The organism is Roseibium sp. (assembly GCF_965232425.1).
Lineage (GTDB): Bacteria > Pseudomonadota > Alphaproteobacteria > Rhizobiales > Stappiaceae > Roseibium.
In genome coordinates this window covers 2,245,708-2,252,500 of record NZ_OZ246971.1, presented here as the reverse complement: position 1 = coordinate 2,252,500, position 6,793 = coordinate 2,245,708, and the positions used below count along the sequence as shown (strand labels likewise).

5 protein-coding genes, 1 tRNA gene and 2 rRNA genes (1 of these 8 cut by a window edge) are annotated in these 6,793 nt (G+C 60.9%); 3 read left to right on the top strand and 5 right to left on the bottom strand.

Translation table 11 applies throughout. The features are described 5' to 3' along the window. The 3 genes from ACO08A_RS10205 to ACO08A_RS10195 all read left to right on the top strand — a co-directional run. Positions 1–1,474 (top strand): 23S ribosomal RNA (locus ACO08A_RS10205); it begins 1,248 nt to the left of the window's first position. 59 nt (positions 1,475–1,533) lie between these two features. Continuing rightward, positions 1,534–1,648 (top strand): 5S ribosomal RNA (gene rrf / locus ACO08A_RS10200). Between the two features lie 206 nt (positions 1,649–1,854). After that, a tRNA-Met gene (locus ACO08A_RS10195) sits at positions 1,855–1,931 on the top strand. 49 nt (positions 1,932–1,980) lie between these two features. Here the strand turns inward: ACO08A_RS10195 and ACO08A_RS10190 are convergent. Genes ACO08A_RS10190 through ACO08A_RS10170 form a run of 5 tightly spaced genes read right to left on the bottom strand, consistent with a single transcriptional unit; the run spans position 1,981 to position 6,787 of the window. Beyond that, on the bottom strand, positions 1,981–2,901 hold the full coding sequence (locus ACO08A_RS10190) for a LysR family transcriptional regulator (RefSeq protein WP_422040981.1): 921 nt from the start codon (positions 2,899–2,901) through the stop codon (positions 1,981–1,983). 25 nt (positions 2,902–2,926) lie between these two features. Continuing rightward, entirely contained in the window at positions 2,927–3,580 is a 654-nt protein-coding gene (locus ACO08A_RS10185) for an aspartate/glutamate racemase family protein (RefSeq protein WP_422040980.1), read from the bottom strand. A gap of 12 nt (positions 3,581–3,592) precedes the next feature. After that, on the bottom strand, positions 3,593–5,056 hold the full coding sequence (gene hydA / locus ACO08A_RS10180; RefSeq protein WP_422040979.1) for a dihydropyrimidinase: 1,464 nt from the start codon (positions 5,054–5,056) through the stop codon (positions 3,593–3,595). A gap of 17 nt (positions 5,057–5,073) precedes the next feature. After that, positions 5,074–5,859, bottom strand: coding sequence for an SDR family oxidoreductase (locus ACO08A_RS10175; RefSeq protein ID WP_422040978.1), 786 nt, complete (start codon positions 5,857–5,859; stop codon positions 5,074–5,076). Then, a complete protein-coding gene (locus ACO08A_RS10170; RefSeq protein ID WP_422040977.1) occupies positions 5,849–6,787 on the bottom strand; it encodes a dihydrodipicolinate synthase family protein in 939 nt (312 codons plus the stop codon). Before ACO08A_RS10170 ends, ACO08A_RS10175 begins: the two co-directional genes overlap by 11 nt. Positions 6,788–6,793: the final 6 nt, after the last annotated feature.

Sequence of the window (6,793 nt, the reverse complement as noted above, 5' to 3'; positions counted from 1 at the left end):
TGAGAGACCCGCTCGCCGAAAGTCCAAGGGTTCCTGCGCAACGCTAATCGGCGCAGGGTTAGCCGGCCCCTAAGGCGAGGCCGAAAGGCGTAGTCGATGGGAATGCAGTTAATATTCTGCAGCTTGGTGGTAGTGACGGATGCAGTGTGTTGTATCTCCTTATTGGATTGGGGGTGCAGCGAATGTGTTCCAGGAAATAGCTCCACCTTATAAACCGTACCCGAAACCGACACAGGTGGACTGGTAGAGCATACCAAGGCGCTTGAGAGAACTATGCTGAAGGAACTCGGCAAAATGCTCCCGTAAGTTCGCGAGAAGGGAGACCTCAGTTCGGGCAACCGGATTGGGGTGGCACAGACCAGGGGGTGGCGACTGTTTATCAAAAACACAGGGCTCTGCGAAGCCGCAAGGCGACGTATAGGGTCTGACGCCTGCCCGGTGCTGGAAGGTTAAGAGGAGGTGTGCAAGCACCGAATTGAAGCCCCAGTAAACGGCGGCCGTAACTATAACGGTCCTAAGGTAGCGAAATTCCTTGTCGGGTAAGTTCCGACCTGCACGAATGGCGTAACGACTTCCCCGCTGTCTCCAGCATAGACTCAGTGAAATTGAATTCCCCGTGAAGATGCGGGGTTCCTGCGGTCAGACGGAAAGACCCCGTGCACCTTTACTACAGCTTCACACTGGTATTCGTCACGACATGTGTAGGATAGGTGGTAGACGTTGAAGCCTTGGCGCCAGCTGAGGTGGAGTCACCCTTGAAATACCACCCTTGTCGTCATGGATATCTAACCGCGGTACAACAATATCCGGGACCGTGTGTGGCGGGTAGTTTGACTGGGGCGGTCGCCTCCCAAATGGTAACGGAGGCGCGCGAAGGTGGGCTCAGAGCGGTCGGAAATCGCTCGTTGAGTGCAATGGCATAAGCCTGCCTGACTGCGAGACTGACAAGTCGAGCAGAGACGAAAGTCGGCCATAGTGATCCGGTGGTCCCTCGTGGAAGGGCCATCGCTCAACGGATAAAAGGTACGCCGGGGATAACAGGCTGATGATGCCCAAGAGTCCATATCGACGGCATTGTTTGGCACCTCGATGTCGACTCATCACATCCTGGGGCTGGAGCAGGTCCCAAGGGTTTGGCTGTTCGCCAATTAAAGTGGTACGTGAGTTGGGTTCAGAACGTCGCGAGACAGTTCGGTCCCTATCTGCCGTGGGTGTAGGAGAATTGAGAGGATCTGTCCCTAGTACGAGAGGACCGGGATGGACGTACCTCTGGTGGACCTGTTGTGGCGCCAGCCGCATTGCAGGGTAGCTATGTACGGAAGGGATAACCGCTGAAAGCATCTAAGCGGGAAACCCACCTCAAAACCAGTTCTCCCTGAAGAGCCGTGGAAGACCACCACGTCGATAGGAAGCGTGTGGAAGTGTGGCAACACATGAAGCTTAGCTTTACTAATAGCTCGTTCGGCTTGATCGCTCTCATTAATCAATGCTTATCTGAAATAGACCAGTTCACGACAAACTGCGCTTCGCCGGCCTGGTGGCCTCAGCGGGGAGCCCCCACCCGATCCCATCCCGAACTCGGCCGTGAAACTCCCCAGCGCCAATGGTACTGCATCTTAAGGTGTGGGAGAGTAGGTCGCCGCCAGGCCTGCTAAACGCAGTTTGAAACTCAACGATGAAACCCTTCGGGCAACGCCCAAACCAGCACCCAACAAAAAAACGCGAAGGTGCCGGCACCAGGAGCAGCCCCGCGACGCCCGCAGATCCGCCAGGATCAAGGACGCGCAAAACTAAAATCACCGGGCAAGCACAAGCCCGCGCCGGAAACCCAGGTTCCCGTGCACCAAAAAACAACGCGGGATGGAGCAGCCCGGTAGCTCGTCAGGCTCATAACCTGAAGGTCGCAGGTTCAAATCCTGCTCCCGCAACCAACAAAACAGCCGCCCAACAGGGCGGCTTTTTTGTTGGAAAACCCGCAGGCTAGACAAGCCCGGATGGGTCTTTACGGGCAAGTTCCCGTTTGACCTGTTCGATGAAATCGATGGCGATCCGCGGCATGTTTGCGCCGCGCCGGACGGCGACGCTCGCCACGATCTTGGTCTCCGGTACGAATGGCCGCGTCACGATGTTGAGATTGCTGGCAAAAAGGGCCGAATAGGGATCAACCACCGCCGCGCCGATGCCTTGCGCGGCCAGAATACACGCCGTGTGGCAGTAGCGTGCCTCGACCTTGGCGTCGAAGGGCGCACCGGTTTCCTCGAAGGCATGGCGGATCGTGGTGCCGATGTGGCTCTCAAGGCCGATGAGGCGGTTGCCCGCAAGGTCCTGCGGACTGACAACCGCTTTCGATTCGAGCGGATGTCCGATCGGCAGCACGCAGACCATGTTCTGTTGTGCCAGTTCGATGACATCGAGATCCAGATGGGTTTTCAGTCCGAGCACAAAACCCATGTCGACGATGCCCATCTTGACGTTTTGCAGAACGGTGTCGAGCCTGCGCACGGAGTAGCGCACGGTTGCGTTGGGGCGGTCCTCGAGGAAGGCGGACAGAATGCTCGGCAGCGCACCGTGGCCAAGCGGAGGCGTCGTCGACAGACGCAGGCGGCCGGATTTGGCGGCCCGCAATTCCCTGGCTTCCGTCTCGATGTTGCGCAGGATCGAAAACAGCGGCTCGACTTCCGCCAGGAACAGGCGCGCATCTTCCGTCGGTTGCAGCTTTCGTCCGGTGCGTTCGAACAGGGAAAAGCCGAGCTGTTTTTCCAGGGCGCTGATGCCGTTGGAGACCGCGGGCTGGGAAATGCCGAGATCTTCGGCGGCGCCGACGGTTGTCTGACAGCGCATCAGGGCTTCGAAGATCTCCAGCAGCCGGAGGCTCAGGTCATTCTTCCGGGTAATCTTCAAGCGATGCTCCGGGCTTGGTCTCGGGCTATGGTGTCAGAAGCACTGTTCCCAGCGCCTGCCCAACGGCGGCCTGGGTGGGGTCAGTCACGGGCAATCCTACGGCCTTTTCAAGCTTTTGGCGATGCCGTGCCATGCCGGCGCAGCCCAGGACAAGCGTGTCCGCAAAATCCAGCTCCTTCAGCTCGGTGGCGACTTCCAGAACGCGGCCGAACGCGTCGTCGCTTTCTGCTGCTTCCACGGACAGGTGCAGGGGACGTTCCGCGGCGAGCCGGCTGTCCACGCCGAGCCTGCGGACATAAGGCAGATGGCGGGCAATCGACCTTGGGCTGAGCGCAATCACACCCGCTCTTTCCCCTTTTTGCAAAGCGGCAAACAGGCCGCTTTCCTGGATCCCGAAGACCGGCTTGGACAGCGCTTCGCGGCAGGTCGCCAGGCCCGGATCGGAATAGCAGGCAATGACGAAGGCATCCGCATCCGGCCGGTCCAGCATGAGATCGCGCAACGGCAGGATCACGCTGTCCACGTCCTGCTGAGTCTCCACGCCGAACGGACCGCTTTCCAGGGTTACGCACTCGATCAGCGGACCAGCGGCAACGCGCAACGGCTCGACAGCGTCCGAGAAGCCTTCGGTGACCGCCGGGTTGGAATTCGGATTGATGACCACGATCTTTTTCGGCATATCGGTCCGGTCCTAGAAAAGGTTTGCGCCAAAGTTTGTCGCCGGCATCATTTCCGGCGCGCGCGCGGGAACGAAACCGGTGCCATCGAATGGCAGGCGCTTGACGAACTGACCGGCACCGCGCTCGGCCTTGAGCTCGCCGCCATCGACGATGACGTTGCCGCGGTTGAGCACGGTGACCGGCCAGCCGGTCAGCTCCAGGCCTTCGAACGGCGTATAGTCCATGTTGTCGTGCATGCCGGTGGCGGTCACCCGGGTTTTCTTCTCCGGATCCCAGATCGCGATATCCGCGTCCAGCCCGATGGCGATCGAGCCCTTGCGGTCCTGCATCCCGAACAGCCGGGCGGCGTTGGTGGCTGTCAGCGCAACAAACGCGTTCAGCGACAGGCGACCCTTCGTGACACCTTCGGAAAACAGGAGCGGTGCCCTGAGCTCTATACCGGGCAGCCCGTTGGCAATCCTGTTGAAGGGCGGATTGCTGCCACTCGACAGCTTGCCGGTTTCATCGAATCGATAGGGCGCGTGATCCGAGGAGTAGAGCTGCAGGGTTCCTGCATTCAGGTGCCGCCACAGGACATCCTGCGTGGCCTTGTCCCTGAGCGGCGGCGAGCAGCAGAACTTCGCGCCTTCGGCGCCCGGCCGGTCCAGGTCGTCGGCGGTCAGAAACATGTACTGGGGACAGGTTTCGCCGAAAATCATGTGACCGTTCATGCGTGCGTCGGCAATTGTCCGCGCACCAGCGTCGGTGGAGACATGCACGAACAGGAGCGGGGCTTCGACGAAGGAGGCCAGGGCAATGCCCCGTTGAATGGCCTCGGCTTCGGACGCTGCCGGATGGCTGACCGCGTGATATTTCGGCGCCGCGTAGCCGCGGGCAATCAGGCGGTTCACCATCCACTTGATCAGCGCATTGTTCTCGGCATGCACCATGGTCAGGCCGCCGTTTTCCTTGGCGGTGACCAGAATGTCGAGCATGGCCTCGTCGGAAACGATCAGCTTGTCATAGGTCATGAACACCTTGAACGAGGTGATGCCGCGCGCAAACGCCATCGGCAGTTCTTCGTTCAGAACGGTCTCCGTCGGGTCGGACACGATCAGGTGGTAGGAATAGTCGAGAACGGATTTCGGCGCTGCCCGGTCGTCATAGGTCCGGATGACATCGGTAATGGTCTGGCCGCGATGCTGGGCGGCAAAGGGAACGATGGTCGAGTTGCCGCCGAACGCCGCCGACACGCTGCCGGAGAAATAGTCGTCCGACGTCATGGCCCCGGTGGCGGACTCCTGCTCGATGTGGCAATGGGTTTCGATACCTCCCGGCAGAACCAGCTTGCCGGTCGCGTCGAGTGTCCTTGCCGCGCCGTCCAGTCCGAGACCGAGCGCCGCGATACGGCCGTCCCTTATGCCGATATCGGCCTTGAACGTGTCGGTCGCGGTGGCCACGGTTCCGCCCTTGATGATGAGGTCATAGTCAGCCATGGGTTCGCAGCTCCTCGTCAGACAGATTTGATCAGGCCGCCGTCACAGCGCACGACGCTGCCGGTGACATAACTTGCGCGGGCAGAACACAGGAAGGCGGCGACATCGGCGAATTCCTCGATGGCGCCGTAGCGGCCGGCCGGAATGGTCGCCCTGGAGGCGGTCCGGATCTCGTCCAGCGTTTTGCCCTGGCGCTCGGCCGCCTTGCCGTCCAGTTCGTCGACGCGGGCGGTGTGAATTCGGCCCGGGACAAGCACGTTGGAGGTGATGCCGTTGCTGGCGGCTTCAGCTGCGAGCGATTTCGACCAGCCGATGAGGGCGGAGCGCAGCGTGTTCGACATGGCAAGGTTCGGGATCGGCTGCACCACGCCGGACGATGCGACCGTCAGGATGCGGCCCCAACCGTTTTCGGCCATGCCGGGCAGGCAGAGATTTGTCACTTCGATCAGCCGCGTGACCATCGTGTCGAATTGTGTGCGCCACAAGCCGGATGAATGTGCGGTTGTGGGGCCGGGGGGCGGGCCGCCGGTATTGTTCACCAGAATGTCCACACGCCCGAGTTTGGCACGCGCTGCCTGAAAAAGATCGTCCGCTGCCGTTTCGGCAGAGAGGTCGCACACCACGTAGTCGGCTTTGTGCCCGCTCCTGTTCAGCTCGCCTGCGGCCTCCGCCAGCTTGTCTTCCGACCGCCCGGACAGGCAGACATGGGCGCCTTCGCGCGCCAGCGCGTTTGCAATGCCGAGGCCCAGTCCCTGGCTGGAGGCCAGAGCGAGTGCGCACTTGCCGTTGAGTTCAAGATCCATGAGCCATGTCCTTCAAATGCATGTCGAGACGGGCGAGAAGCCTGTCCAGATCCGCGATGTCTTCCGCCGTCAGTTTGGGTCCGGGCCGCCGTGTCGCGGCCGACGAGAGCGCGCCGCGGCGTTTCAGGATTTCCTTGCGGATCGCGAGCCCTGCGCCCGGCTGCTGTTCGAGGCGTATGATCGGCAGGTAGGCATCGAACAGGTCGCTTGCCTCCGCTGTCTTGCCAGCGTTGCACAGGTTGACGACACCCACCAGCATCTCGGGAAACGCGAAACCAGTCATGGCGCCATCCGCGCCGCGGATCATTTCTTCGGGAAGAAACAGTCCGCCGTTCCCGCACAGGACCGACACCCGGCGGGCCCCGGTTTCAGAGGCGGCTGCTCGGACAGCGGTCAGCTTGTTCAGACCCGGCCAGTCCTCGTGCTTCAGCATGACCAGTTGCTCGAAGTCCTCAACGAGCCGGTTGAACAGGGCCGCGGAAATCGAGACGCCGGTGCTCAGCGGAAAGTCCTGATAGCAGACCGGAACATCGGGTCCGAGCGCTTCGAAGACCTGCGCGAAATAGCCGTAATGCTTGTCTTCGGTCGCCAGACCCCGTATGGGAGCGACCATGACACCCGCCGCGCCCCGGTCCATCGCCGCATGCGACAGGTGTGCCAGGTTGTCGATACCGGGACTGGAAACGCCGACGATGACCGGCACGCGTCCGTCGACCCGTTCGAGCATGTGGGTCAGAAAGGCGGTGGACTCGTCCCCCGAGAGTTTTGGCGCTTCTCCCATCATGCCGAGGATGGTCATGCCGGTTACGCCCTTGTCGAGATAAAACTCCACGAGCTGGTCGGCGCTGTCATAGTCGATGGCACCGGTATCCGTGAACGGTGTGGCTGAAATTATGAAGACGCCTCTGGCATCCACGGTCAGCTTCATGTGTGT

Excerpts from the sequence above, each read along its gene's own strand:
- ACO08A_RS10185 (WP_422040980.1), bottom strand. The coding sequence starts at position 3,580 with ATGCCGAAAAAGATCGTGGTCATCAATCCGAATTCCAACCCGGCGGTC.
- hydA (WP_422040979.1), bottom strand. The coding sequence starts at position 5,056 with ATGGCTGACTATGACCTCATCATCAAGGGCGGAACCGTGGCCACCGCG.
- ACO08A_RS10175 (WP_422040978.1), bottom strand. The coding sequence starts at position 5,859 with ATGGATCTTGAACTCAACGGCAAGTGCGCACTCGCTCTGGCCTCCAGC.
- ACO08A_RS10170 (WP_422040977.1), bottom strand. The coding sequence starts at position 6,787 with ATGAAGCTGACCGTGGATGCCAGAGGCGTCTTCATAATTTCAGCCACA.